Source organism: Ruminococcus sp. AF31-8BH (genome assembly GCF_003460605.1).
Lineage (GTDB): Bacteria > Bacillota > Clostridia > Lachnospirales > Lachnospiraceae > Blautia_A > Blautia_A acetigignens.
The window spans coordinates 1-1977 of the sequence record NZ_QTVN01000043.1 but is presented as its reverse complement, the minus strand read 5'-3'; the positions used below and the strand labels follow the sequence as shown (position 1 = coordinate 1977).

The window sequence follows — 1977 nt, the reverse complement described above, 5'->3', positions numbered from 1 at the left end:
TATCCTGACTTTTGCAGCTAAATGGATATAAAACACCCGTCAAACCCAGTAAATACAGGGCTTGGCGGTTTTTCGGCTTTGTCAGATTTTCATGGCGTTTTTTCTACTTTTTGGTCTTTGCTAAAACTTTTTTTATTTCTCCCAGAGTACGGATACGTTTCCCAAAATCAATATCTGTAACTCTTCCGATATCTTTTAGAACTTCATCGTAATAATCAAATAGGTAGTAGTTTTGCTGGATTAAACTACATTCGGCTTTTGACAGAGATTCCAAAATGGTTCCGATGCTGTATTTTCTCTCCAGTTTATTTTCCAGTATTCTTGCGATTGTCAAAGCTACAAAACAGGTAAGGAAATGTGCTTCGATATGTTCTTTTGGCCAGACATACACGGGTCTGGCTTCCAGTTCACTTTTGGTTACTTTAAAAGATTCTTCAATTTTCCATAAACCTCGGTACATATCGATAATCTCGTCGTCAGATGTCTCCATTTCGCTGGTTAAGAGCATATAGTAACCATCCAGTGCTTCCTCCCCTCGGATTTTTTCTTCATCAATGTCCAGAACAGAAGAGGCGGTAAGGATTTTTCCGGTTTCTTTATCATAGTCAACTTTTTTGACGTATTTTGCAGCACCATAAGATATGGCTCTTGTATAATTCCCTGGATTTTTTGCCAGGTCTCTGGCTTTTGTCAGTGCAGCTTCACGCTCTGCTTTTGCTCGTTTGGCATATTTTTCACTCCAGAAGACAACCTGTTTCTCATCTACCTGCTTTTTTATCTTTTTGCCGGAAACAGAGGATACCTGGATTGTTCTTGGAGACTTGCGGGATTTCCGCTTGTATTCTGTACCAAGCCATTCATAACCTTTCTGTTCCAGAACATAGTCCTTGATGGTTTTTTCTGCGCCCCGGATGGACATACTGAAAACATATCCGTCATGAGTGGGCGTGTTGATCGTGTACCAGATGTTATCACCTGTTGTCATTCCTTTGTCAGCAACGGAAATGACTCTGCCAAGATCAAACTGTTTTTTGATACGTCCAAAGTTAGGTCTGTAGGTCAGACAGTCATTGGTATTTCCGGGAAAAAACTCATAAGTAATAGGAATTCCCTGGTTATCCATGAAAAGTCCCATCTGCACAATTGGATTTGGACGATGTTCTTTTGAAACTCCTTTACGGAGAAAATCGGTTTGCTCATCTGTCTCGAAATAGTAGTTTGTAACATCATAATAGATGAGACTGGTATCCCTGCCATAATTCGCTTTGATGCGGTCGTTCAGCCAGACCTGCAAGTTTTCTTTGTGTTTGTCCAGAAAAGACAGACAGCGGTAAACATCATCTAAAGAGTAGTCCGTTTTCTCAAAGAAATGTTCTCTGTCATCATAGGAAGATTTCTTTGAAGCAGGGAAAAGAAGTCTGGAATAAACCAGCATCTTCATGATGGTATTGGCATCATACTGTTCTTTCGAGTGGCGCTGCCGGTTTGTTAGAAAAGTATGGAGGCCGAGCTCGTGATAGATCTGACTCAGTGCGGCATAGCCAAAGTTTTTTCTCAGATCGTCACCTATGCAAAGTCGGTCAGAATCATAAAAAGTAAAGTGGATGGGAGCCTGCCTGGCTGCTTTTTCAGCTTTTAGCTGCTCCACTCTTTTTTGAAAGTGAGCAATAGGGTCATCATACTGTTTTTCCAATTCATCCAGCCAGCCAATAGATTCTATTGTTTTCTGGCGGGAGCATTTCTTAGCTTTATCGTAATATGTGTCAACAATGGAAAGGCGAATTCGACCATTCTGGTTAGGTGTTTTTTTGAGGTACATGGCAAGCACTCCGTTTCGTATAATATTTATTATAACGCAAAACGATATAAAACGCTAGTAAAACATGACTAATTTTTAAAAATAAAAAAGCCTGAAAGCAAGGAAACAAAAGGCTTTCAAGCAATAAGCGAACATTATGTTACTGCAAAACTGTGGAG

The 1977-nt window shown here is 40.1% G+C and carries 1 protein-coding gene; it reads right to left on the bottom strand.

Annotation, left to right across the window (positions count from 1 at the left end; genetic code table 11):
• Positions 1-103: 103 nt before the first annotated feature.
• Complete coding sequence (locus tag DWZ38_RS21885; RefSeq protein WP_117855418.1) at positions 104-1819, bottom strand: IS1634 family transposase; 1716 nt, start codon at positions 1817-1819, stop codon at positions 104-106.
• Between the last annotated feature and the right edge of the window lie 158 nt (positions 1820-1977).